This is a genomic window from Streptomyces sp. NPDC093568 (assembly GCF_044764945.1).
Lineage (GTDB): Bacteria > Actinomycetota > Actinomycetes > Streptomycetales > Streptomycetaceae > Streptomyces.
On sequence record NZ_JBIWJD010000001.1, the window covers coordinates 1,707,506 to 1,730,401 of the forward strand.

17 protein-coding genes are annotated in these 22,896 nt (G+C 72.8%); 13 read left to right on the forward strand and 4 right to left on the reverse strand.

The features are described 5' to 3' along the window. Positions 1 to 358: 358 nt before the first annotated feature. Both ACIRD7_RS06525 and ACIRD7_RS06530 read left to right on the forward strand, forming a co-directional pair. Positions 359 to 3,211 (forward strand): ATP-binding protein, encoded by a 2,853-nt coding sequence (locus ACIRD7_RS06525; RefSeq protein ID WP_403450533.1) that lies wholly within the window; start codon positions 359 to 361, stop codon positions 3,209 to 3,211. A 108-nt stretch (positions 3,212 to 3,319) separates the two neighbouring features. Continuing rightward, a complete protein-coding gene (locus ACIRD7_RS06530) occupies positions 3,320 to 4,093 on the forward strand; it encodes a thioesterase II family protein (RefSeq protein WP_403450535.1) in 774 nt (257 codons plus the stop codon). A gap of 82 nt (positions 4,094 to 4,175) precedes the next feature. Here ACIRD7_RS06530 and ACIRD7_RS06535 read toward each other — a convergent pair whose 3' ends face one another. The 3 genes from ACIRD7_RS06535 to ACIRD7_RS06545 form a co-directional block, all read right to left on the reverse strand. Then, on the reverse strand, positions 4,176 to 4,868 hold the full coding sequence (locus tag ACIRD7_RS06535; RefSeq protein WP_403450538.1) for a LuxR C-terminal-related transcriptional regulator: 693 nt from the start codon (positions 4,866 to 4,868) through the stop codon (positions 4,176 to 4,178). 425 nt (positions 4,869 to 5,293) lie between these two features. Then, positions 5,294 to 8,074 (reverse strand): AAA family ATPase, encoded by a 2,781-nt coding sequence (locus ACIRD7_RS06540; RefSeq protein WP_403450541.1) that lies wholly within the window; start codon positions 8,072 to 8,074, stop codon positions 5,294 to 5,296. Positions 8,075 to 8,077: 3 nt separating this feature from the next. Then, positions 8,078 to 10,651, reverse strand: coding sequence for an AAA family ATPase (locus ACIRD7_RS06545; protein WP_403450544.1), 2,574 nt, complete (start codon positions 10,649 to 10,651; stop codon positions 8,078 to 8,080). Between the two features lie 676 nt (positions 10,652 to 11,327). Here ACIRD7_RS06545 and ACIRD7_RS06550 point away from each other — a divergent pair. The 5 genes from ACIRD7_RS06550 to ACIRD7_RS06570 are packed head-to-tail and all read left to right on the forward strand — an operon-like array spanning position 11,328 to position 15,247. Then, positions 11,328 to 11,513, forward strand: coding sequence for a hypothetical protein (locus ACIRD7_RS06550; RefSeq protein ID WP_194048999.1), 186 nt, complete (start codon positions 11,328 to 11,330; stop codon positions 11,511 to 11,513). Positions 11,514 to 11,536: 23 nt separating this feature from the next. Next, positions 11,537 to 12,247 carry a hypothetical protein gene (locus ACIRD7_RS06555; RefSeq protein WP_403450546.1) on the forward strand — a complete coding sequence of 237 codons (711 nt, stop codon included), beginning with the start codon at positions 11,537 to 11,539 and terminating at the stop codon, positions 12,245 to 12,247. After that, positions 12,244 to 13,239 carry a DUF6895 family protein gene (locus tag ACIRD7_RS06560; RefSeq protein WP_403450549.1) on the forward strand — a complete coding sequence of 332 codons (996 nt, stop codon included), beginning with the start codon at positions 12,244 to 12,246 and terminating at the stop codon, positions 13,237 to 13,239. Before ACIRD7_RS06555 ends, ACIRD7_RS06560 begins: the two co-directional genes overlap by 4 nt. Continuing rightward, positions 13,236 to 14,156 (forward strand): DUF6895 family protein, encoded by a 921-nt coding sequence (locus ACIRD7_RS06565; RefSeq protein WP_403450551.1) that lies wholly within the window; start codon positions 13,236 to 13,238, stop codon positions 14,154 to 14,156. Before ACIRD7_RS06560 ends, ACIRD7_RS06565 begins: the two co-directional genes overlap by 4 nt. Further along, on the forward strand, positions 14,153 to 15,247 hold the full coding sequence (locus tag ACIRD7_RS06570; protein ID WP_403450554.1) for a serine hydrolase domain-containing protein: 1,095 nt from the start codon (positions 14,153 to 14,155) through the stop codon (positions 15,245 to 15,247). Before ACIRD7_RS06565 ends, ACIRD7_RS06570 begins: the two co-directional genes overlap by 4 nt. Positions 15,248 to 15,418: 171 nt before the next feature. On the opposite strand, the gene ACIRD7_RS06575 is transcribed toward ACIRD7_RS06570, so the two are convergent. After that, complete coding sequence (locus tag ACIRD7_RS06575; protein ID WP_403450556.1) at positions 15,419 to 16,795, reverse strand: alpha-lytic protease prodomain-containing protein; 1,377 nt, start codon at positions 16,793 to 16,795, stop codon at positions 15,419 to 15,421. Between the two features lie 213 nt (positions 16,796 to 17,008). Here ACIRD7_RS06575 and ACIRD7_RS06580 point away from each other — a divergent pair, with 213 nt between their 5' ends. From ACIRD7_RS06580 to ACIRD7_RS06605, 6 genes are all read left to right on the forward strand, one after another. After that, positions 17,009 to 17,458, forward strand: coding sequence for a Fur family transcriptional regulator (locus tag ACIRD7_RS06580; RefSeq protein ID WP_403450558.1), 450 nt, complete (start codon positions 17,009 to 17,011; stop codon positions 17,456 to 17,458). A 24-nt stretch (positions 17,459 to 17,482) separates the two neighbouring features. Next, on the forward strand, positions 17,483 to 19,696 hold the full coding sequence (katG, locus tag ACIRD7_RS06585) for a catalase/peroxidase HPI (RefSeq protein ID WP_403450561.1): 2,214 nt from the start codon (positions 17,483 to 17,485) through the stop codon (positions 19,694 to 19,696). Positions 19,697 to 19,929: 233 nt separating this feature from the next. Then, on the forward strand, positions 19,930 to 21,036 hold the full coding sequence (locus ACIRD7_RS06590; protein ID WP_403450564.1) for an NAD(P)/FAD-dependent oxidoreductase: 1,107 nt from the start codon (positions 19,930 to 19,932) through the stop codon (positions 21,034 to 21,036). Between the two features lie 107 nt (positions 21,037 to 21,143). After that, the gene (locus ACIRD7_RS06595; RefSeq protein WP_403450567.1) at positions 21,144 to 21,830 is read left to right on the forward strand and encodes a hypothetical protein; all 687 of its coding nucleotides are present in this window, start codon (positions 21,144 to 21,146) and stop codon (positions 21,828 to 21,830) included. Further along, positions 21,827 to 22,114, forward strand: coding sequence for a BON domain-containing protein (locus ACIRD7_RS06600; RefSeq protein ID WP_403450570.1), 288 nt, complete (start codon positions 21,827 to 21,829; stop codon positions 22,112 to 22,114). Before ACIRD7_RS06595 ends, ACIRD7_RS06600 begins: the two co-directional genes overlap by 4 nt. Continuing rightward, on the forward strand, positions 22,111 to 22,857 hold the full coding sequence (locus ACIRD7_RS06605) for a metallophosphoesterase (RefSeq protein ID WP_403450572.1): 747 nt from the start codon (positions 22,111 to 22,113) through the stop codon (positions 22,855 to 22,857). The genes ACIRD7_RS06600 and ACIRD7_RS06605 overlap by 4 nt, the downstream gene beginning before the upstream one ends. Positions 22,858 to 22,896: the final 39 nt, after the last annotated feature.

Here is a 22,896-nt window from a genome sequence, read left to right on the forward strand (position 1 = left end):
GGCCGAGAGTGCCGTTCGGTCACCCACGAATTCCCGAGAGTTGACGGGGTCGGCGCGGCGCTCAGCTGTGTGGAGTGCGCCACATTTGAAGATGAGCCCTCCTCACCTTCTCCGCGACGGACCCGGCCCGTAGCGGACCGGAGCGCCGACGCGGACCCGCTGACCGGCGGCCCGGCGGGGGAAAGCGGTTGCGTGTTGGCGATAGGGAACGCCCGGAAGTCGGTGCAAAGCGCTCGCGACGGGATCGCGCACGACCCAGGAGGGCCCCTTGTGATGCGTATGATCAAACAAGAACGAGTTGTTCGATTCGTGCATTCCGCCAACTCCTCTGCGTGGCGGGGCAGTTACAGGAGGAGCGGTGGTCTTAACTCCCGACCCGAAGGCGGAGGACGAGCCCGTCCTCGTCGGCCGAGAGCTGGAACTCGCCCTGATCCGCGAGCACTTGCACGGCTCGGGCGACGGGCGCGCGGTCCTGCTGCGCGGCGCCGCCGGCATCGGGAAGACCCGGCTGCTGTCCGCGGCGCTCGCCGAACTGGATGCCGACTCCCGCGTCCTCACCGTCAAGTGCCAGGAGAGCGGCGGCGCCGCCTACGAGGCCGTGCGCGCCCTGTTCGCCCCGCTCGGCCTCACCGAAGGCGACCCCGCACACCACCCCCTGCTCGCCGGTGGCACCCCCCTCGCCGGCAGCGCCGCCCTCGCCCTGCCGGCCCTCACGACGGACGGCACACCCGACGGCGTGGCCGCCGACATGTACGGCGTCATGCACGGCCTGTACTGGCTCACCGCGTCCCTCGCCGCCGAACGGCCCCTGATCCTCGCCGTCGACGACCTCCAGTGGTGTGACGAGGCGTCGCTGCGCTGGCTCGGCTTCCTGCTGCGCCGGGCCGAGGGCCTGCCCGTCTCCCTGCTCCTCACCCTGCGCACCGAGGTCGAGCCCGCACGCCCCGACGTGCTCGACGAGATGGCCGACACCGCCTCCTGCCTCACCGTCGACGTCGAGCCGCTCACCGACGACGCCGTACGCGCCATGCTCGCCGCGGCCCTCGCCGTCACCCCGGACGCGTCCGTCGTCGGACGCTGCATGGAACTCACCGGCGGTACCCCCTTCCTGGTCCAGCTCGTCGTCCGCGAACTGCGCGAACACGCCCCGGCCGGCGGACTCGACGCCGACGCGCTGCGCGACGGCCTCGGACAGGGTGCCGTCGCCCGCTTCCACCTCGACCGGCTGGGCCCCGACCGGCTCGCGGTCGCGAAGGCGCTCGCGATCCTGGAGTCCGACGCCATCGAACCCGTCGCCGCCCTCGCCGGCACCACCCCAGGCCCCGCCGCGGGCGCCGTCGACGCCCTGCGCGCCGCCGGACTGCTGCGCCCCGACTCCCTCGCCTACCGCCACGACCTCATGCGGCAGGCCGTCCTCGACGCGACGCCGCCCGAGGAGCGCCTCGCGCTGCGCGAACGCGCCGCCCGCCTGCTCAACGACTCCGGGCGTCCCTCCGACCAGGTCGCCGCCCAGCTGATGCACCTGCCCGAGGTGCCCGAGGCCTGGATGGTCACCGTCCTGCGCTCCGCCGCCCTCGGCGCCGAGCAGCGCGGCGCCCCCGCCACCGCCGGCCAGTACCTCTCCCGCGCGCTGCGGCACGACCTCGACGACATCGAGCTGCTGACCGCCTCCGCCCGGGTCCTCGCCCACTCCGACCACCCCACCGCGCTCAGCCGCTTGGAACACGCGCTGTCCCTCGCCACCGACCCGCGGCTGCGCTGCCGCCTCGTCCTGCAGTACGTCATCACCTCGCTCGGCGCCCAGAACTCGCTGCGCGCCTTCGAGCTGGTCGGCGAGACCCTGCCCATGGTCGAGGCCGAACTCGGCGACTCCGCCGAGGAACAGGCGCTGCGCACCCTTGTCGAGGCGATGGCCCTGGTCTCCGGGCTGGACGAGAAGTCCACCGTGCGCCGCGTCAGCGAGCGGTTCCGCCACCGAGCGGCGCCGCTCGGCGAAACCGCCGAGGACCGGCTGCTGCTCGGCATGCTGTGCGCGCTCGGCACCCTGGAGGGCCGCCCCGCCGCCGAGCTCATCCCGATGGCCGAGCGGGTCCTGCGGGTCGGGGACGTCTCGCTGGGCGGCTGGGGTGCCCTCGGCGCCAGCCTCACCCTCTACCTCGCCGACGAGGTCAAGCCCGTCGAGGCCGTGCTCACCGCCCTGCTGGAGCACGCGCAGAGACGGGGCCAGGCCTGGAACAGCGCCCTCGCCTCCACGACCCGCGCCCAGGTGCACATGTGGACCGGCAACATCGCGCAGGCGCTGGCGGACGCGCAGCTCGCCTTCGATCTCGTCCACCGCGACCTGCATGTGAAGAGCGCCGTCGGCCCGCACTGCACCCTCGCCGACGTCCTCGTGCTGCGCGGCGACGCCCGCCGCGCCGAAGAGGTGCTCGACCTGATCCGGCGGCCCCGCCTGGACCAGTTCGCGCTGGAGTCGCACACCTACATGATGAGCCGGGCCCGCACCCGTGCCGCCCTCGGCGACCTGGAAGGCGCGCTCGGCCACCTCGTGCGGTGCGGAGACAGCCTCGCCGAGGCGGGCATCGGCAACCCCGTCCTCGCCCCCTGGTGGTACGACGCCGCGCAACTGCTCGCCGAACTGGGCCGGCACGGCGAGGGACGCGACGTCGTGGACCGCGTGACCCCGGCCGTACGGCGCTGGGGCACCTCCCGGGCGCGCGGCATGCTGGCCCTCGCCCGGGGTGTCCTCACTCCCGGCGACAGCGGCATCGACGAACTGACCGAGGCCGCCCGGCTCCTCGACGACAGCCCCGGCCGGCTGGAGCACGCGCGCGCCGAGTACCTGCTCGGCCTGCGGCTGCTGGAGCGCGGCGACGCCGAGAGCGCGCGCGAACGGCTGCGCCGCTCCATCGACATCGCCGTGCTCTGCGGCGACCGGCTGCTCCTCGACCAGGCGGTGCCCGCCCTCGGCGCGGCCGGCGGCCGGCTGCGCCGGGGCACCGAGTCACCCACCGACGCCCTCAGCGGAAGCGAACGCCAGGTCGCCGAGCGGGCCGTCGCCGGCGCCACCAACCGTGAGATCGCCGAGGCCCTGTTCCTCACCCAGCGCACCGTGGAGTTCCACCTCACGAGCGTGTACCGCAAGCTCGGCATCCGAGGACGCGGCGAACTGGCCGCGGTGCTGGCGGCCGAACGCAGACCCGTCGGCTGACCCGGCCCGGAAGTTTAGGGTTTTGCGGGTCGCGCGTTGCGTTGAATGAGCGGTGACGGCGGGCCGGCCCCGCCCCGCACCGACGAAAGCCTCTGGAAAGGGACGCCCATGTCGCGTATCGCCGACGACGCCACCACGGCGTGGATTCGCCGCTACCATCCCTCGGCCGGCAGCCCCGTACGGCTCGTCTGCTTCCCGCACGCCGGCGGCTCGGCCAGCTTCTTCCACCCGGTGTCGGTGCGCTTCGCCCCCGAGGTCGACGTCGTCGCCCTTCAGTACCCGGGGCGCCAGGACCGGCGTACGGAACCGTGCGTCGAGGACATCGGGAAGCTCGCGGATCTGCTGAGCGAGGAGATCCGCGGGCTGAGCGAGAAGCCCACGGTGTTCTTCGGCCACAGCATGGGCGCGGTCCTCGCCTTCGAGACAGCCCTTCGGCTGGAGGAGGCCGGCGTCAACCCCCCGCGCGCGGTCATCGCCTCGGGGCGGCGCGCCCCGTCCTCCCACCGGGACGAGCGGGTCCACCAGAAGGACGACGCGGGCGTGATCACCGAGCTGCGGCTGCTGAACGGCACCGACGCGGCCGTGTTCGGCGACGACGAGCTGATGCGGATGGCGCTGCCCGCGATCCGCGGCGACTACCGCGCCATCGAGACCTACAGTTGCCCGCCCGGACGCCGGGTGCGCGCCCCGCTGACCGCCCTCACCGGCGACGCCGACCCGCGCACGACCCTGGAAGAGGCGGAGGCCTGGGGGGACCACACCGAGGGTGCGTTCCGGGTGGGGGTCTTCTCCGGCGGCCACTTCTTCCTCACCGGGCATCTGAACGAGGTGTACGCCGAGATCGACACGGAACTCGCCGCCGCGCGCGCGGCCGGGGTCTGAGCACCGGGAGGCCCGACGCGAAAATCCGAAGGCCCCACCGCGGGGAACGGTGGGGCCTTCGAAGCCATCGAATGACGGCGTGTCAGTCGGACACGAACTCCGGGCGCACCCGCGGCGGCCACTGACCGACGGCGAAGACACCCAGGGAATAGCTCTTCGATATCAGCGCCGGCCGATTGGTCACCTTCATCTTCCGCAGCAGCGAGGAGACGTGGTATTCCACTCCGCCGCGGCTGAGAAAGAGTTTTGTGGCGAGCTGGACGGTCGACTCACCCGACGCCACACCTTCCAGAATGCGGGCGTGCATCGGACTGAACAGTTTGCGCCGTGCGTTGGCGATCTGCGGACCGTTGGCGGATTCCTCCGGATCGACCAGCACCAGGATGCGGTCGACCCGGCCGACTCCGGTTCGTACGGCGATTCCGGTCATCTCTCCGCGGAACACGGAGTCCCGCGCGCCCACCGCCACCAAGTGGTCGGCGAAGCGCGGGCTCTGACCGTCCGCCAGCCGGATCAGCTCGTTCTTCAGCTTGCCCTGCACACTGGGGTGCAGGAGGTCACAGAAGTCCTTTCCCGTACCCTGCCCGGGGCTCCAATCGAATTGGCGGGCGAAGGAGCGGTTGGCCTCCATTATCCGGAATTCCAGATCAAGGTTCGCGATGCAGACGATGGACTGCTCGAAAAGCGCAAGATAGCTGTCGCGATACGGTTCCGGCGACCAGTTCCGCGGTGCGTCGGGGAGGATCTCTGCGGAGGTTAGGCCTGCGTTCTTCATGGGGGGTGGGCCACTCTCTCTCAGCGCTCATGACCTGTGGTGCATCCCGCAGCGGGGAGTGTTCCTTCACTCACGACATTGCCATCGAATGAAAATACATGTCAAGGCATACCGGGTTACGTGGGCCCTATTTACGGCTAAGACTGCGGTGCCTGCGGGCGGGGGTTCGGTGCGCATTGCGGTCCCGCTTGCGGTGGCTTTCCGAGTACCGTTCGGTAACCCGCGAATGTTCACCTGCGGCAGGCGCCCAGGTCGATATCTTCCCACGTCAGAGTGGGTGCGCGGTCACCCGGACAGGTCGGCCGAGTGTGCGGCCGCGAAGGTCGTGAAAAATGTGCGGACTTTGCGCCGCCCGTATGCCGTGAACACAATGAACAAAACTCTTCGCAGTTCGGTGTGCATGGGTGCGGGGCGTCCTGGGCGGACTACCGGTTTTCGTCCATTCCCAGGGCCTCGGCGAGTTGTTCCCGGCCGGTAATAGAGAATTTGCGGTAGGAGCTGGTGAGGTGTCTTTCCACGGCCCGCAGGCTCGTTTCGAGTTCCTCCGCGATCTCCCTATTGCTGAGACCGCGCGCCGCGCGTTCCGCCACCCTCGTCTCGGCCGGGGTGAGTCCCGCCGCGAGCGCGCGCGCCGGACGGGCCGGGGCTCCCCGCCCGGTGTCGGCCGGTGTGTTCAGCAATTCGGCGGCAAGCCGGCGGCCACGCCTGAGTAACCCCTCGCCCTCCGGGACCGACTCCCGTTGAAGGCGCCTGCCCAATGCGACGAGGGCGTGGGCCGACTCCAGGCGGCTGCCCCGCGTTTCGACCGTGTCGACGGCCTGCCGCAGCAATTCGACACCCGCCGCGCCGTCGGTGACGACCCCCAGCAGGCGCAGCGCGCGGCTCAGGGCGCTCGGGGCTCCCCAGCGGACGGCGTGTCCGTGATGGGTGCGCGCCATCGCGACGGCCTGCGCGGTCCGGCCCATCCGGTGCTGGACCAGCGCGGCCCGCACCTGCCAGTGGGCGAACGCCGGATTCACCCAGCCGGCGCGCTCCAGGACACGCCCGCAGTCCAGATAGTGCGCGAGCGCCACCGGCAGATCTCCGCGTACCTCCGCCAACATGCCGTTGAGCACCCCGTGCAGTGCGAACAGCCGCAGGTCGGCGGGGGGTTCGGCGGGGTCGAGCACACGTTGTGCGAGTTCGGCGTCGTCCAGTTCGAGTGCGATGAGGCCGAGGAGGAGCGCGGGCTGCACCCTGTCCCGGCCCGCCGTGCCCTCGCTCAGCGCGACCGCGCGGTCCCCGCACTCCCGGGCCGCACCGACTTCGCCCCGCGCCAGCTGGATGAGACCCCGCACGGCCTCGATCCGGGACAGCGTCGCGCCACCGCCGTCCTGCGCGGCGTGCAGGTGCGCGGCGTCCAGCCACGACGTGGCGATGTGCGGGGTGCCCGCGCAGTACAGGACCGGAGGCAGCAGTTCGAGCGCCAGCCCGGAGGGGGCCGTGTGCGCCGGCTCCTCCTCCAGGACCTGCCGGGCCATCCGGGCCACGGTCCCGTGGTCGGTCTGTCCGCCCATGGCGGCCGTGAACACCAGGACGGTGCGCAGTTCGCGTTCGGCCGCCGAGGCGCCTCGGCGGCTTTCGGCGAGTTCGTCCAGCCGGTGCGCCGCCGACGTCACCAGATCGGGGTCCTCCAGGCCGGCGTAGCGGGCCCTGGCCTCCAGCCGCATCGCGAGGTATCCGCCCTGCCGGTCGGTCTCGCGCGGCGTGCCGAGACCGGCGGCCGTCTCCCGGACGAGGGCGGCGACCTCGGGGTCGCTGCGCACGATGTCCATCGGCGTGCTGGAGACCACCTCGGCGCGCCGCCGCAGCCGGGGCATCAGCCGCGCGGCCTGCACGAAGTGGCGGCCCGCGACCGGGGACTTGAGGTCCAGTTCCGTGACCCCGAGTTCGAACAGCAACTCGGCGCGGACATGGCTCGCGGCGGGTACGTCGACGAGGGCACGGCTGAGATAGCGCACGGCCGTCTCGGGTGCGCCCCGGCGCCGGGCGGCGGTCGCCGCGGCCCGTAACTGGTGGATCTCCCACGGGTCGCCCAGCCGGTCCACGTGCAGCAGCGGCACGGCGACCTCCTCCGGCCCGGCGCCGCACGCGTCGAGCACGGCGGACGCCTCCCGGTGCCGGCGCGAGCTCTCCTCGTCCCCCATGGCCTGCAGCACCACCGCGCAGGCCGCGCGGATGCGGGCCGCCTCGCCCTGGCCGTCGGCCGGGGGCCACACCTGGGCGAGCGTCTCGCGGGCCTGCTCGCACTGCGGCAGGCTCAGCCCGGCGAGCCGCGCGACGAGCTCGTCGGTGGCCTGGTCGGCGAGGACGGCCGTGGCCTTGAGGAAGGCGTCCAGGACGGGTTCGCGGCGCAGCAGGGACAGCAGGCGCTCGCGGCGCAGGGACTCGCCGAGCGCGCGCAGCCGCTGGGTGTGCCAGTGAGGCGCGCCCAGCCGCCGGAGCCGGGCCCGATCGCACAGCGCCCTCAGGTCCTTGGGCCGGCCCCCGGTGACGTCGTGGCAGGCGCGGCCGAACGCGTCGGGGCAGCCCGGCCCGAACTGGCGGGCGACCAGCTCGGCCGTGGCACGGTGCGACAGGGGGCGGGCCCGGACGCGGTGGGTGGCGGCGGCGGTGATCTCGCCGACGAGCGGACTGCGCGCGCCCAGGCCGTCCTTGTGGACCACGGCCAGCAGCAGGCGCAGCCCGTCGAGGCGGGCGGCGAGGTGCGCGAGCGCCTCCAGGGAGGTGTCGTCGACCCAGGCCAGGTCGTCGACGGCGAGGACGACCGTCCGCTCGGCGCTCAGGCCGGCGAACAGGATGTGCACCCAGTGGAGCGTGTCGGCGCGGACGGCGGCGCCGCTCTCGCCACCCGGCGCCGGGTGGCCGGTGCCGGCGGCGATGGGCGGTGCGGCGGCCAGCGGCGGGGTGAGCAGGTCGCGTTCGGCGACGAGCGGCAGCACCAGCTGGCGCAGCACCCCGAAGGCGACGGCGCGTTCGCCGGGGGTGCCGGTGGAGCGCAGGACCAGGGCGCCGGCCGCCGTCGCCCGGTCCGCCAGCCGGTTCAGCAGGGCCGTGGTGCCGGCGCCGGCACCACCCTCGACGAGGACGAGCACCCCGGTGCCGGCCTCGGCGTGGGCCACCGCCTCGTCCAGGACGGCCAGCTCCTTCTCGCGCTCCAGCAGCATGGATCAGCCGTCCTCCTGCCGGGCCCGCAGGTGGGCCACGAGGGCGGCGCGCCCCTTGACGCCGAGCTTGCGGTAGACGTGCGTGAGACGCAGCTCGACGGTGCGGATGGCGAGTCCCAGGCGCCGGGATATCTCACGGTTGGCCAGCCCCTCGACGACGAGGGCGGCCACGTCGCGCTCGGAGGACGTGAGCGCGTCCGGCGCCGGGGTGGTCTCGACCGGCACGGCCGGGGCTCGGTCCGGTCCGGGCACCCAGGGGATCTCCACGCCGTGCCGTGCCAGCGCCTCGAGGGTGCGGGCGCGCAGCGCCGCGAAGGCGCTCCCCGTTCCCCAGCGCTCCGCGAGCTCCCGCTCCTTGACGAGCAGTTCGTCCGCCGTGGCGGACGCGCCGAGGAGATGGTGGGCGACCGCCGCGACGCCGCGCCACGGGACGAGCATGGGGTTGCGCCAGCGCTTGGCGCGCAGCACACGGCCGCACTCCTCGAGCAGCAGCAGGGCCCGGCCGGCGTCCCCGTCGATGAGGGCGAGCTCGGCACGGGCGTACAGCAGGAAGGCCGTGGTGACGCCCTGCACCTCGGGCCGGCTGCGGGCGCGTTCCGAGGCGTGGCGGGCCTCCTCGACGCGGTCGCAGCGGATGAGCGCGAGGATCTCGGCGGCGGCGAGCCGGGGTGCGAGCAGGCAGTGCCACGAGGCGGGCGGCAGGGCCCGTGTCGCCTCCGCCAGCCGGCGCAGCGCCTCCTCGCCCCGGCCGAGGGCCACTTCCGCCTCGGCGTGGCTGAGCAGCGCCTGGGCGGCCGCCGCGAGGGCGTTGTCGCGGCGGGCGTCCGCGGCGACGGTGTCGAGACGGTCCAGGGCGGTCGGTACGTCGTCCGCGCACAGCAGGGCCCGTGCCGCCGCCGTGCGGCACATGAACGGCAGGGACGCGGGCTCGTCCAGCGCCGCGCGGGCGAGTTCGAGCGCCTGCGGCCGGTCGTCGCCGCGGGTCGCGAGGGTCCAGGCGTGCACGGCGGACTGGGCCGGGTGCCCGGCGCGGTCGGAGTGCAGGGGCGGCGGGGCGACGAGCGGCAGGCCGCCCTTCTCCTTGTGGGCGAGCCGGCCGAGGGCGCGCAGCGGATGCAGCTCCTCGTCGGGGATCTTGGTGAGGGCCCGCTGGTGCACGTCGGCGATCACCCAGCGGGCGGTCTCCGCGTCGCCGCGACTGAGCAGCAGGTCGGCCGCGTTGAGCACATGCGGCCAGGTCTCGCGGCTCAGGTGGCGCAGCATCACCTGGCGGAGCCGGCCGTCCGAGGCCTGCGGGGCGGTGACGGCCTCGGCGGCCGCCAGCCGGATCAGACGCCGGGCACGTTCGGTCTCCGTCACCGGTTCGGACAGCGAGTGCCGCAGGCTCGCGGTGGCGAGTTCGGCGGCCTGCCGCGGACGGGGGGCGGGGCTGAGGTCCGAGGCGTTCCAGGGCCGTACGAGCGCGGTGACGTCGCCGAGCAGATCGGCGACGGTGCCGACGCGGGAGCCCTCCTGGCCGTGCAGCGAGGCAGCGCGCCGGTGCAGGCGGTCGCGCTCGGGACCGGTCATGCCCGCCACGACGTCGTCGGCGAACCAGGGGTGGCGCAGCCGGGGGGTGTCGGTGTCGGCGAGCAGCCCGCAGGCCCGCAGGGCGTCCACGGCGTCCGCGAACGCGGTGGCGTCGAGGCCGGCCAGGGCCGCGAGCCGGGCCGGCTCCAGCTGGTGGCCGCCGACGGCGGTGGCACGCAGCAGGGCGACGCCGCTCTTGGGCAGCCCCCGCACGGTGGTGAGGGCGCGGCCGGACCACGTGGTGCGGGCGGCGGCGACGAGCTGCGGCACGGCGTCGGTGGCCAACGGGCGGCCGAGGGCCGTGATCCGGTCCGCCACGGCGTGCAGGACGGCGGGGGACCAGCCGGCGACACCGGCCACCGTGAGCACGGACCGCTGTACGGGGTGGCCGACGCGGGACTCGATCAGGGCTCGTGCCTCGTCGGTGGTGAGCGCCTCGAGGCGCAGGGTGTGCACCGGGCAGGGGGCCGAGAGCCGCGCCCCGGCCGCCTCCAGGATCTGCCGGACGGGCAGCGGGGAGGTGACCACGGCGAGGACCGCACCCCGGCGAGCGCGGTGCATGAGGTCCACGAGCCGGCGCAGGGAGTGCGGGTCGGCGAGGTGCAGATCGTCGACGGCCAGCACCACGGGCCGCCCCGCCGACAGCTCCAGCAGCGTGTCGCTCATCCGGGCGACGGTGTCGGTGGGCCGGCTGGTGGGGCCGATGCCGGAGGCGAGGGCACCGATCCGGGACGGCCGGCACAGGGTGCCCAGCAGTTGGGTGATGGCACCGTAGGGGAGCTGGGACTCGCGCGGTGAGCAGCGGGCCACACCGACGGCGAGCCCGGCGGCCCGGGCGCGGTCGACGGTCCTCTCGAGCACGGCGCTGCGGCCGGAGCCGACGGGGCCGGTGACGACGGCGATGTCCGAGACACCGTCCCGCAGCCGGTCGAGGAATCCGTCGAGGGTGTCGAGTACGGCCTGCCGGCCTATGAGTTGAGCGGGGACGAAAGCGGGGACGGTGGTCATGGGCGACCCTGGGGGGTCGCGGCACGCACACCGTGGGGGGCGGTGGGGGGTAGGACGGCGAGCCGCGGACGGTTTCGCATGCGCACCTCTCGTCTGATGACAGCCGGTGACCTGCTCTGCCTTCGAATCGGAGATTAGCGAGCCTCCAACGCCCATTACACGTTTACCGAGGGATCCCTGAGCTTTTTTTGAGGTTACTGAGGAATCAACACGCGTTGATAAGTCGGCGGGAACGCGAGACGCCCTCGTTGAAACTCGCGACCGCTCATCGTGCGTTCCTTCCCGCCAACCCGCCTGATCAGGCCATGGACTTGATCCGGCTCCGGCCACCGTCGGGCCATCTGCGAGAAACTGGCCGGTAACGCGGGTGAACACTTGATTCCCGTACTGACGGCCACAGTTGGCCTTCATCCGTACCCGCCGCCGTAAAAACGAATCCAACCCGCTCGGCCCCGGATTCCTGACAGTCGTTCAGTTGACTTCGATTCGAAATTCCCGGTACCGGGCCCGCGGGCCGGGGAGAGGCGTCATCGCACCCGTCATCCCGCCCCGGCCGACGGTGTCCTGAATGTTGAACACGCGACTTATTGCGCACTGTGGGAAAAGATGCGCGCTTTGTGACTGTGTGGTGCTCTTGGTTGTGGAGGCTATGGCTGACCCCAGAGGAGATGGTGATATGCCTTCCATTGACAAGGCGATCCAGGACACCACCGGCGTTCGGACCGACCTCGAAGCGGCACTCGACCCCGCAGAACCCGACGGCGTCTTCCGAGACAGCCGCGAGTGCGCCGCACTGGCGCTGCTCTCCGCAGACACCAAGCTGCTGCTGTCGCCACCGACCCCTCGCCCGAAGAAGGGCTGAGCGGACCGAACGGGAGCGACTGAATGGAGCAGTCAGGCACTTCGGCCCTCTTGCAGGGCGCTGTGCAGGACCTTGCGTCAGACGTGGTCTCCGCCCTTCGGGGCGGAGACCACGTGCGCATGTCCGGCACGGAGACGATGGACGACGTGGAGGCGGGGCTGACCCTCGCGGCCGTGCGGGTGCTGGGCGCGGATGCGCTCCTTCCGCACGTTCTCTTCCCGACTCCCCCCGCCCCGGACGTACTTGCGGTCTTCCGCAGGACGGTGGAGGCATTCCCGCCGAGACCCGACGCGGCACCCACGGTCCAGTGGAGCCACTGGGCCATGCGCCGCACCCTGCTGCGGCTCGGCATGCCCGCCGACGGCCCGCCCGTCGGCCCCGGGGACACCGAACCCGACGCGGGCTGGCTCGAGGACGCGACGTGGCAGATGATGACGCACCAACTCGCCGTCCTCGCCCCGCTCGCCGTTCCCGGCGAGGACAGCGGCGTGGCCCGCGCGGCCCGGCGCCGTCCGGTCGACCTGGCCCGGGGCTTCGTCCGGGCGGTACGCCGCAGGGACTGGCAGCAGGCGGCCGGAGCCGGGCGCTGGCTGACCCTGATCGACGGGGTACCGGACACCCTCGGCCTCGAAACCGGTCTGGACTTCGTGGAGTTGATGGGCGGAACCGACCCCAGGGTGGCGCTTCAGGTGCAGGCGGCCCGGGTCGTGCGGGCGGCCGGAGCGCTCGTATGACGGCGATCGGCGTCGGCGAGATCCGGGAGATGGGCGCCGCGGCGTTCGCGTGGCTGTCCGCGCACCGCGGCGACTTCGCCCTGGGCGAGGACGCGCTCACCGCGGACGGCCAGGTGGACGCCACCTGGAAACCGCTCGGGGAGCTCGCCCAGACCTGCCACAGCGTACGCACGGGTCTGGAGCCGTCGGACCCGCTGCACGTGTGCGCCTCGGACCTGCTGAGGTTCGCCTGGCAGCAGACGGGCCGCGGTGAACTCTTCGTAAGGCTCCAGCGGTTGGAGCCCTTCGCGACCTACCCCCTGGAGGTCTACTCCGTCTTCGCCGCGGCCGGGCTGCGGCACCCCGGTTACGAGGCCGCCGCCGCCACGACGGCCGCCGCCCGGGGCTGGCGGCTCACCGAACAGGAACCCACCCGCCGGCTTGGCGTCATCAAGGCCGAGCTGCGCAGCGGCATCGACCGCCCGGACGAGTCCGGACAGGTGCTGCGACAAACCTGGCTGGGCGGACTGCCCGAGCCGTGGACGTTCGAGCGCTCCTCGGGGTACGCGCTCACCCACGTCGTCTTCCACCTCACCGACTGGGGCCGCGACCCCGAGGGCGTCCCCGCGGACCTGGCCGCCTACCTCACCCACTGGCTGCCGTCCTGGCTCGACACCTGCCTCGACGCCGGAATGTGGGATCTGAGCTGCGAGTTGCTGGTCGTGGCCGCGAGCCTGCCGGCCCCGCCCCGGCTCGCGGTGTTCCAGGACGCCTGGCGGCGGATCGCCCGGGCACAGTACGACTCCGGCGCGCTCCCGCAGGAGGATCCCGGCTCGGCCGGCACCGCGGAGCCGGACTTCCTGCGCTGCTACCACTCCACCCTGATGGCCGCCTTCGCGGCGGCACAGACCGTCAAGCGCCTCCCCGGCGAGGCCCACGCAGACCCCGACGGCCACGGATCGCACGCGGTCCGCACGCACACCCGCACCGGCGGACAAGGAGTGCCCGGATGACCGACACCCGTCTGATGCACACCGTCGGCGTCCGCGCCCTGGAGTGGCTGTGGGCCCACCGCGACGGATTTCGCCTGGAGCCCGACGTCGATCCCGAGATCGGCTTCCTGGAGCGCTTCAAGCCCGTCGGCGAACTGGCCCTGATCTGCCGGGTGCTGTTCCGCGAGGGCGTCGCCGGATCCCGGCAGGCCGACCTGGCACGCCGGCTCCTCGACCACACCTGGCGGCACACCCTGGACGGCGGCCGCATGCTGGTGCGCGGCCAGCGCATCGAGCCGATGTCGCCCATCCCCTTCGAGGTGTACCTGCCGTACAAGGAACTCGGCTACAGCGAGCCCGAGGTGGAGCGCGCGACCGTCCTCTACCACCGGCTGGAGAGCTGGTCGGCCCTCGAACTGGACCCCACCCGGCGTCTCGGACTGGCCGCGTTCCAGCGCCGCTTCGGCCTCACGCCCCGCCCGCCGGAGTCCGCCCTCGTCGCCCCCACCTGGCTGGCCCGCACCCCCGAACCCTGGACGGTCAGCGGGCACATCGCCTACGACGTCACCCACACGGTGTTCCACCTCACCGACTGGGGCGAGCACCCCGAGAACCTGCCGCCCGACGTCGCCGACTACCTCGCCACCTGGCTGCCGGTCTGGATCGACGACTGGCTGGACCTGGAGCGCTGGGACCTGCTCGGCGAACTCCTCGTCGTCGACGCCTGTCTGCCCCGCCCCACGCTGGACGAGCGGGCGTGGGCCGGTTTCGCCGCCGCGCAGCAGCCCAACGGCGCGATGCCCGCCGTGCGGACGATGCCACAGGGCGAGCCGGACGAGGTGTTCGACATCGTCTACCACCCGACGCTGGTCGCGGCGTTCGCGTCCGTCCTGGCCACCTCCCGCGCCCTCGCCGAACTGACCCACGCCACGTCATGACCGCCTGGACACCGCCCTGGCCGGGCACCGACGACGAGGCCGACGAGGAGCGCGGGGCCGTCTCACCCGGCGGTGCCGGCGACGCCCCGCTGCGCGAGCGGCTGGCCGCCGCGGTGGAGGCGGTCGACGCGCCCGACGTCGTCTTCGCCGTGTCGCGCTTCGGCCGCCGCTTCCTGCACTGCGGCGGCAGCGCGCCCCATCCGCCGGTGCCCCGGCAGGACCTGCGCTACGAGATCGGGTCGGCGTCCAAGACGTTCACCGGGCTGCTGCTGGCCCAGCTCATCCAGCGCGGCCTGCTGAGCGGGGGCGAGCCGGCCGCCGCCTGCCTGGCGCCGGGCCGGCGGACCGCCGCGGCCCCGGTGACCCTCGCCCACCTCGTCACCCACACCGGCGGACTGCCCACTCTCCCCGCCGACTTCTATCTGCGGGCGCTGCCCGCCTGGGGCACCAACCCCTACGGCAGCTACTCGGCCGAGCGGGTGACCGGCGCCTTCCTGCGCCACCGCCCGCGACGCCGGCCCGGCACCCGCTGGCAGTACTCCAACTTCGGCGTGGCCGTGCTCGGTCACGCCCTCGCCGCCGCGACCGGCACCCCCTGGGCGGAACTGCTCGGCGCACATGTACTGCGCCCGCTCGGCCTGAGCGGAGTCGCCCTGCGGGCCGAGGACGCCAAGGCCGACGCCGTGGGACACGCCAAGGACGGGCGCACGCCCACGCTCGCCTTCGACGCCGGCGGATTCGAGGCGGCGGGCGCCGTCCGCGCCACCCCGCACGACCTGCTGACGTTCCTGGAGGCCCACCTCGACCCGGCCGGCACCCCGCTCGCCGGGGCCCTGCGGGCCGTGCGCACGCCCGTGCTGCGGCGGGGGCTGGACCACCGGCACGTCCACACGGTGGCGTGGTTCCGGCACCCCACGGACGGCGGACCGATGTACTTCCACAGCGGGGCGACCCTCGGCCAGCAGGCCTTCCTGGGCTTCCGGCCCGACACCGGCACCGCGCTGGTCGCGCTGTGCACCCGCCGCTTCCGCGCCCGCGACGCCTTCGTCGCCACCGCCTACGGTCTCCTCGCGCGGGATCGGCGGCCCTGATCACAGGCGTGGGGGGGGGGGGGGGGGCGCCCGCCCCCCCCCCCCCCCCCCCCCCCGGCCGCGGGCCCCCCCCCCCCCCCGGCCGCGGGCGGGGGGGCGGGGCCCCCCCACCCCGGGGGGGGGGGGGGGGCCCCCCCCCCCCCCCCCACGCCGTACGACGTCCGCGGCCCGCTACAGCCGCTGCCACAGGGCCGGGGTGGTGTTCGGCGACCACCTGCTCTGCGCCTGGTGGGTCTGCAGGCACTGGTATCGCACACCCGCGTGGGTCACCGTGGCGCCGGCCTCGAAGACCCGGCCGGCGGCCCAGGAGACGGCTGCCTCGTTGTCCTGCGGGGCGGGAGCGCCGGCCTGGGCGGCCGCGGTCTTCAGGACGAGCCCGAAGTCGCTGAGGATCGGGTTGATCGGCTGGTAGAAGGTGGTGCCGCCGGCCGTGCAGTCACCGGAGCCGCCCGAGGTCACGCCCTGTGCCTGGGAGCCGGAGACGTACGGGCCGCCGGAGTCGCCCGGCTCGGCGCACACGGTGGTCTCGGTGACCCCGTCGACCCTGCCCTGGGAGTAGCTGACGCTCGTGTCGTGCTGCTCGATGGTGCCGCAGTGCCAGCCGGTGGTGGAGCCCGAGCGGCAGATCGACGCGCCGACCAGCGCCTGCACCGAGCCGGTGACCTGGGTGCGCTGGCCGCCCTCGCCCTTGACGTCGGGCGTGGCCGTCCAGTCGCTGTTGACGCTCACCCACGACATGTCCTTGCCGGGGAACGTGGAGGCCTCGAAGGTGCCCTGCTCGGCCATGTTGAAGCCGGTGGTCGAGTCGTCGGGGTCGCCGCAGTGGCCCGCCGAGGCGAAGCCCTGCTGGGTGTCCTTGGTGACGGAGAACCCGATGGAGCAGCGGGCCGAGCCCTCGATGTAGTAGGCCTCGCCGCCGACGAGGTCGGCCAGCGGGCGCGGCCGCTGCGCCGACACGCGCACGCCCACGCTCTTGTCCTGGACGCCGGCGGCCTTGATGAAGGCGGTCGCGGCGGATTCCTTGATCGCCTGGACGACGACCTGGTTCGTCGGTACGTCGACGTACCAGACCGGAGTGTCACGCGTGTCGACACGGTCCGCGGCCTTGTCCAGCCGCTCCTTGACGGCCCGCAGGTCCTTGAGGGGCCGCTTGACGACGACGGCCTTCGCGCCCTGGGCCTGAATGGCGGACACGTCGTCGGCATGGGTGGTCGCGACGGCGAGTTCGCTGGAGGTCGCCCCGCGCAGCCAGGCCCCCGCGAAGCGCTCGCCCAGGGCGTTGCGCAGGCGGCCCGCGCGGACACCCGCCTCCGCCTCGTTGACCAGCCGCTCGGCCGCCTGACCGGGCTCCAGTTTCAGGTCCCGCTCCATGGCGCGTACCACCGCGGCCGGCGGCTTGTCGGCGCCGAGCGTCTGCGCGGCGACGGACGCGGGTACCGGGGCCGGGGGCGGCGCGGCCGTGGCGGCCGAGGTGACGCCGGTGAGAACGAGGGCACAGGCGGTGGTCAGGGCGGCGCGGCGACCGAGCGCGGTATGTCTGCCCAGCATGGGATGTACCTCCATCAAGGACGAGTGGGAATCCGACCAAGTGGAGCCCTTGACAGAAAGACCTGAGTCAATGTCAGAAAAGATGATTTTTCGCGCTATGGGAGGCCCGGTGCGCTGCCATGTGCGCCGGCCGACGGAATCGTGGCACGCGGCACCAGAGTTTCATCATTCGTTTTCTTGAATCATTCGTGTTTAGAGAGGTAGGTTGTCCCCATGACCGCATCCCAGACTCCGACCCCCGCCGAGGAGCTCCGCGGTGCCGGTCTGAGGGTGACCGCGGCGCGGGTCGCGCTGCTCGACACCGTCCGGGCCGGTGACCACCTCGGTGTCGAGGCCATCGCCTCCGGGGTCCGTGATCGCGTGGGTCATGTCTCCCTGCAAGCCGTGTACGAGGGCCTCCACGCGCTCACCGCGGCGGGACTCATACGTCGTATCGAACCGGCCGGGAGTCCGGCCAGGTTCGAGGGGCGTGTCGGCGACAACCACCACCACATCGTGTGCCGTTCGTGCGGTGTCGTCGCCGACGTCGACTGCGAGGTCGGCGAGGCGCCCTGCCTGGCCGCGTCCGACGATCACGGCTTCACCATCGACGAGGCCGAGGTCATCTACTGGGGCCTGTGCCCCGACTGTTCCACCGCCCGCAGTGCACCCCGAGCACTGTGATCCACCTAGTTCGGAAGGTTTCCCATGGCTGAGAACCCCGATGCGATCGTCACTGACGCGAAGGATGAGGGCACCGGTGGCTGCCCCGTCGCGCACGGTCGCGCCGCGCACCCGACGCAGGGCGGCGGCAACCGTCAGTGGTGGCCGGAGCGGCTCAACCTGAAGATCCTCGCCAAGGACCCGGTCGTCGCGAACCCGCTCGGCGCCGACTTCGACTACGCCGAGGCGTTCCAGGCCCTCGACCTGGCGGCCGTGAAACGGGACATCGCCGAGGTGCTGACCACCTCGCAGGACTGGTGGCCCGCCGACTTCGGCAACTACGGCCCGCTGATGGTCCGTATGGCCTGGCACAGCGCCGGCACCTACCGCATCAGTGACGGCCGCGGCGGTGGCGGCCGCGGTCAGCAGCGCTTCGCGCCGCTGAACAGCTGGCCGGACAACGGCAACCTGGACAAGGCCCGCCGTCTGCTGTGGCCGGTCAAGAAGAAGTACGGCCAGTCCATCTCCTGGGCCGACCTCATGATCCTCACGGGCAACGTCGCGCTGGAGACGATGGGCTTCGAGACCTTCGGCTTCGGCGGCGGCCGCGCCGACGTCTGGGAGGCCGACGAGGACGTCTACTGGGGTCCCGAGACCACCTGGCTGGACGACCAGCGCTACAGCGGTGACCGTGAGCTGGAGAACCCCCTCGGCGCCGTCCAGATGGGCCTCATCTACGTCAACCCCGAGGGCCCGAACGGCAACCCGGACCCGATCGCCGCGGCCCGCGACATCCGCGAGACGTTCCGCCGCATGGCGATGAACGACGAGGAGACCGTCGCCCTCATCGCCGGCGGCCACACCTTCGGCAAGACCCACGGCGCCGGCCCGGCCGACGCGGTCGGCAACGACCCCGAGGCCGCCGACATGGAGCAGCAGGGCCTGGGCTGGAAGTCCACCTACGGCACCGGCAAGGGCGGCGACGCCATCACCTCCGGCCTCGAGGTGACCTGGACCACCAAGCCCACCCAGTGGAGCAACGACTTCTTCGACATCCTCTTCGGCTACGAGTGGGAGCTCACGCAGAGCCCCGCCGGCGCCAACCAGTGGGTGGCCAAGGACGCGCAGGAGATCATCCCCGACGCGCACGACCCGTCGAAGAAGCGTCTGCCCACGATGCTCACCACGGACCTCTCGCTGCGCTTCGACCCGATCTACGGCCCCATCTCGAAGCGCTTCCACGAGAACCCGGCCGAGTTCGCGGACGCCTTCGCCCGCGCCTGGTACAAGCTCACCCACCGTGACCTGGGCCCGAAGTCCCTGTACCTCGGCCCGGAGGTCCCCGCGGAGACCCTGCTGTGGCAGGACCCGCTGCCCGCAGCCGAGGGCGAGGCCATTGACGCCGCCGACGTGACGGCCCTCAAGGCCAAGATCCTCGACTCCGGCCTGACCGTCCCCCAGTTGGTCAAGGCCGCGTGGGCGTCCGCCGCCACGCACCGCGCCAGCGACAAGCGCGGTGGCGCCAACGGCGGCCGCATCCGCCTGGAGCCGCAGCGCGGCTGGGAGGTCAACGACCCGGACGAGCTCGCCCAGGTCCTGCGCACCCTGGAGAGCATCCAGGCCGAGTTCAACTCGGGCGCCAAGAAGGTCTCCCTGGCCGACCTGATCGTCCTCGGTGGCTCCGCCGCCGTGGAGAAGGCCGCGGGGGACGCCGGTGTGGCCGTCGAGGTGCCGTTCGCCCCGGGCCGCGTCGACGCCACCGAGGAGCACACGGACGTCGAGTCGTTCGCGGCCCTGGAGCCGACGTACGACGGGTTCCGCAACTACCTCGGCAAGGGCAACCGCCTGCCGGCCGAGTACCTGCTGCTGGACCGCGCCAACCTGCTCGCGCTCAGCGCCCCCGAGATGACCGTCCTGGTCGGCGGCCTGCGCGTCCTCGGCGCCAACCAGAACGGGTCCAAGCACGGCGTCTTCACCGAGACCCCGGGCAAGCTGACCAACGACTTCTTCGTCAACCTGCTCGACCTGGGCACGACCTGGAAGTCCACCTCCGGGGACCAGACCACGTTCGAGGGCCGTGACGCCTCCGGCGCGGTCAAGTGGACCGGCACCCGTGCCGACCTCGTCTTCGGCTCCAACTCCGAGCTGCGCGCCCTCGCGGAGGTCTACGCGAGCGACGACGCCAAGGAGAAGTTCGTCAAGGACTTCGTCGACGCGTGGGTCAAGGTCATGAACCTGGACCGGTTCGACCTCGTCTGATCCGCACCTCGTAGACGTCCAGGCCGGCCCGCACGGGTCGGCCTGGACGTCTCCGTTTGTGCGCCGGTGCCGCACGGGCCGCACCCTTCACACAACGCACACCGGGCCCCAGCAATTCTTTATGTTTCAAGCGCTAGGCTCGCGGAAACAGGGGAGTGGCCCAAGGCGGCCCACCCGCCGCGCCGTTCGCGCCGTTCACCCCCCGTTTCCCCCACCAGCACAGGAGACCCGGCGTGCTCGACGGCGACGTAGTGGTGATCGGCGGCGGCTATGCCGGCGTACGTCTGGCAAAGCGGCTCGACGCGACCGCGCGGGTCACGCTGGTGGACCGCAAGGAGGTCTTCTTCCACCGCATCGCCTCCCTGCGCGCCGGAGTGCGTCCGGACTGGTCGCACAGCCCCTTCATCCCCTACGACCGGCTGCTGAGCCGCGGCCACGTGGTCGTGGGCAAGGCGCTGCGCATCGACACCGCCGAACGGCAGGTCGTCCTCGGCACGGGGGAGCGGCTGCCGTACGACGTCCTGGTGATCGCCACCGGCGCCGACTACCCGGAACCGGCCCGCTTCAGCGGCACCACCACCGAGGAAGCGGTGAAGTCCTTCACCACCCACCAGCAGCACATAGCGGCGGCCGAGCACGTCCTGGTCGTCGGCGGCGGCCCCTCCGGCGTCGAGCTCAGCGCCGAGATCCGGCTCGCCCGGCCCGACGCCCGCGTCACCCTCGCCCACTCCGGTCCGGAGCTGCTGCACTCCACCGGCAGCACGCGCGCCGGGCGCAAGGCGCGGACCTGGCTGGAGTCGCACGGGGTCCAGGTGTGGCTGGACTCGTTCATGTCCCCCGGCAACGACTTCGGCACCTATCGCGACGCCCGCGGCAACCTCATCGAGGCCGACCGCTCCTTCTGGGCGACCGGCACCACCCCCAACACCCTCTGGCTGCGGCTCGCCGGGCACGGCGACTGGCTGAACGGCAGCGGCCACGTCAAGGTCGACGAGGCGCTGCGGGTGCGCGGCCGCCCCGACGTGTTCGCCGTCGGCGACGTCAACGACGCCACCGACCTCAAGATCACCCCCGCCGCCCTCGCGCAGGCCGACCTGGCCGCCCACAACATCCGCGCCTACCTCAACAGCAGCGGCAAGCACCGCAAACAGCCCCGCTTCTACCGGCCTGTCCACCGGACCCCGCTGATCGTCCCGTTCGGCCCGGCCGACGGCGTGACGGTCCTGCCGGTGCCGGGCGGCGAGACGGCCGTCCTCGGCGGCCGCACCACGACCGTGGCCAAGGCGAAGACCCTGATGACGCCCTACATGCGGCGCCAGCTCGGCTACACCGCCGCCTGAACGCCGCCGTGGGAGCCCGCTGAGCGGGGCCGTATCGAAACCGGGCGTGCCGGGTACTCGGAGCCTCAACCGAGCCCGGTCCGGGCCATGGTGCGAACGGAGGCGAGATGACGCGGAACCGGGAGTGGGCGACGCCCGAACGGCGATCCGAGTTCCCCGAGCTGCGCCCGGTCGGGGAGGGCCGTCGGCCGTGGGAGCCGCCGTCGCCGAACCACCAGGAGCCGCCCCTCGACCGCAGTCAGGAGATCCTGGAGGCGGCGAAGCAGGTCGGCGCACTGCTGAAACGCGCGGGGCACACCTTCGCCCTGGCGGGAAGCGTGGCCGTGTACGCCCACGGCGGCAGCGGCCATCTGCGGCACGACGCCGACTTCTGCGTACGCCGCTCGGACGCCGAGGCGGTGGCGCAGACCTTGACCGACGCCGGTCTCACGGTGCGCACACCGCCGGAGGACTGGCTGATGAAGACCACCTGTCTCGGCCAGGAGGTCGACTTCCTCTTCGAACTGGCACACCGCCCGGTCACCACCGACATGCTGGCCCGCGCGCAGGAGGTGCCGGTCGACTCGGTCCACATGCCCGTCCTCGCGCCGACCGACCTCATGCGCGGCCTGGTCGAGGCGTTCTCGGAGCACTACTGCGACTTCGGCCCGGTACTCGCCGCGGCCCGGGCGCTGCGCGAGAAGGTCGACTGGGAGGACGTACGCGCCTCCTGCGGCGACGAACCGATGCCGGCGGCCTTCTTCTACCTCCTCGAACGCCTGAACGTGATCGCCCCGCCGGAGGAGCACCGATGAGCGGACACGGCGGCCCCACGGCTCCCGACGCGGGCGCTTCCCGGCACCTGGACTACCGCGTCGCCCACGTCACCGAGCAGCTGGCCGCGGGCGACCTCGCCGAGCTGGGCGTACGGATCGAGATCCGCGGCGAGGCGGTCCTGCTGACCGGCACCGTGCCGTCCATGCGCTGCCGGGACGACGTCCTGCGCCTGGCCCGCGAGGAGCTGCCGGGAACCCCCGTCCACTGCGACATCGTGGTCGCGGACACCTCCGCGCCCGATCACGCCGAGGAGCTCGAATGATCCGGATCGCGGCCGTCGGCGACATCCACATGGGCCCGGAGAGCGAGGGCACGCTCCGCCCCTCCTTCGAGACCCTGCACAAGAACGCGGACGTCCTGCTGCTCGCCGGGGACCTCACCCGCCACGGCACCCGCGAGGAGGCCCAGGTCGTCGCACGGGAGATCAAGGGCCTGGCGGTCCCCGTGGTCGCGGTCCTCGGCAACCACGACCACCACGCCGACTGCCCGCAGGAGGTCGCCGCCGTGCTCCAGGAGGCCGGCGCGCGGGTCCTGGAAGGGCAGTCGACGGTGGTCGGCGACGGGGACGTACGCATCGGGGTGGCCGGGACCAAGGGGTTCGGCGGCGGGTTCGTGGGCCGCTGCGCCGGTGAGTTCGGCGAGCCGATCATGAAGGAGTTCGTCAGGTACTCCCGCCGCCGCGCCGACAGTCTGCGCGCCGGTCTGGAGGAGCTCCGCGGGCAGGACTGCGACGTGCGCGTCGCCCTGACCCACTTCTCCCCGGTGCCGGACACACTGGCCGGCGAACCGCCCGAGATCTACCCGTTCCTCGGCAGCTACCTCCTCGCCGAGGCGATCGACACGGCGGGCGCCGACCTCGCGGTGCACGGACACGCGCACCTGGGCACCGAGCACGGCATGACCAGCGGCGGCGTGAAGGTGCGCAACGTCGCACAGCCGGTGATCGGCCGGGCGTTCCACGTCTACCACCTGGCGGAGTCCGAGCGGGGCGTCCCGGAGGGCTGAGCGCCCGGCTCGGGTGTGGGCCTCGGGTGTGGGCGAGGC

Excerpts from the sequence above, each read along its gene's own strand:
- ACIRD7_RS06530 (WP_403450535.1), top strand. The coding sequence starts at position 3,320 with ATGTCGCGTATCGCCGACGACGCCACCACGGCGTGGATTCGCCGCTAC.
- ACIRD7_RS06535 (WP_403450538.1), bottom strand. The coding sequence starts at position 4,868 with ATGAAGAACGCAGGCCTAACCTCCGCAGAGATCCTCCCCGACGCACCG.
- ACIRD7_RS06540 (WP_403450541.1), bottom strand. The coding sequence starts at position 8,074 with ATGCTGCTGGAGCGCGAGAAGGAGCTGGCCGTCCTGGACGAGGCGGTG.
- ACIRD7_RS06545 (WP_403450544.1), bottom strand. The coding sequence starts at position 10,651 with ATGACCACCGTCCCCGCTTTCGTCCCCGCTCAACTCATAGGCCGGCAG.
- ACIRD7_RS06550 (WP_194048999.1), top strand. The coding sequence starts at position 11,328 with ATGCCTTCCATTGACAAGGCGATCCAGGACACCACCGGCGTTCGGACC.
- ACIRD7_RS06555 (WP_403450546.1), top strand. The coding sequence starts at position 11,537 with ATGGAGCAGTCAGGCACTTCGGCCCTCTTGCAGGGCGCTGTGCAGGAC.
- ACIRD7_RS06560 (WP_403450549.1), top strand. The coding sequence starts at position 12,244 with ATGACGGCGATCGGCGTCGGCGAGATCCGGGAGATGGGCGCCGCGGCG.
- ACIRD7_RS06565 (WP_403450551.1), top strand. The coding sequence starts at position 13,236 with ATGACCGACACCCGTCTGATGCACACCGTCGGCGTCCGCGCCCTGGAG.
- ACIRD7_RS06570 (WP_403450554.1), top strand. The coding sequence starts at position 14,153 with ATGACCGCCTGGACACCGCCCTGGCCGGGCACCGACGACGAGGCCGAC.
- ACIRD7_RS06575 (WP_403450556.1), bottom strand. The coding sequence starts at position 16,795 with ATGCTGGGCAGACATACCGCGCTCGGTCGCCGCGCCGCCCTGACCACC.
- ACIRD7_RS06580 (WP_403450558.1), top strand. The coding sequence starts at position 17,009 with ATGACCGCATCCCAGACTCCGACCCCCGCCGAGGAGCTCCGCGGTGCC.
- katG (WP_403450561.1), top strand. The coding sequence starts at position 17,483 with ATGGCTGAGAACCCCGATGCGATCGTCACTGACGCGAAGGATGAGGGC.
- ACIRD7_RS06595 (WP_403450567.1), top strand. The coding sequence starts at position 21,144 with ATGACGCGGAACCGGGAGTGGGCGACGCCCGAACGGCGATCCGAGTTC.
- ACIRD7_RS06600 (WP_403450570.1), top strand. The coding sequence starts at position 21,827 with ATGAGCGGACACGGCGGCCCCACGGCTCCCGACGCGGGCGCTTCCCGG.
- ACIRD7_RS06605 (WP_403450572.1), top strand. The coding sequence starts at position 22,111 with ATGATCCGGATCGCGGCCGTCGGCGACATCCACATGGGCCCGGAGAGC.